Annotated in this window: 1 protein-coding gene; it reads right to left on the bottom strand. The window is 62.5% G+C overall.

The features are described from left to right. The coding region (locus tag HV773_RS36550) for an NAD(P)/FAD-dependent oxidoreductase (protein WP_175198562.1) at positions 1-751 on the bottom strand (751 nt) is incomplete at both ends.

The raw sequence follows: 751 nt of genomic DNA, 5'->3' as shown, positions 1-751 counted from the left end.
GTGTGGTACAGGAACGAGCCGCCGTAGGTGTCCTTTTCCAGCGGCCAGCCCGCCGTGTGGATCACCAGACCCGGCTTGTGCCTGGCCGGATCGATCTCCCACAATTCCTTGATGCCAATGCCGTACACCTGCGGGTCCGCGTCCTTGCCGAGCTTGAAATGCTCGTTCAACTGGCGGCCCAGATGGCCACGGCAGCCTTCGCAGAACAGCGTGTACTTCGCGTGCAACTCCATGCCGAGCTGGAAGTTCTCGGTGGGCTCGCCATCCTTGCCGACGCCCATGTTGCCGGTAGCCACGCCCTTCACCGAGCCATCGTCGTTATAGAGCACTTCAGCCGCCGGGAAACCCGGGAAGATTTCCACGCCCAGCGCCTCGGCCTGCTGGCCCAGCCAGCGCGTGACGTTCGCGAGGCTGATCACATAGTTGCCGTGGTTCTTGAAGTTGTCCGGCAGCGCCCAGTTGGGCACCGTCTTCGCGCTGTTTTCCGAAAGGAAAAGAAATTGATCTTCGGTAACGGGCACGTTCAGCGGCGCGCCCTGTTCCTTCCAGTCGGGAATGAGTTCGCCGATGGCGCGCGGATCCATAACCGCGCCCGAGAGGATATGCGCCCCGATTTCCGAGCCCTTTTCCAGCACGCATACGCCGATTTCAGCGCCTTTTTCTGCTGCCAGTTGCTTCAGGCGGATCGCCGCGGACAGGCCCGCCGGGCCGCCGCCTACGATCACCACGTCGTATTCCATCGACTCGCGTG

Origin of the sequence: Paraburkholderia caffeinitolerans (genome assembly GCF_902859945.1) — a bacterium.
Lineage (GTDB): Bacteria > Pseudomonadota > Gammaproteobacteria > Burkholderiales > Burkholderiaceae > Paraburkholderia > Paraburkholderia caffeinitolerans.
Note: the sequence above shows the minus strand (reverse complement) of the source record. Positions and strands in the feature narration are given on the sequence as shown.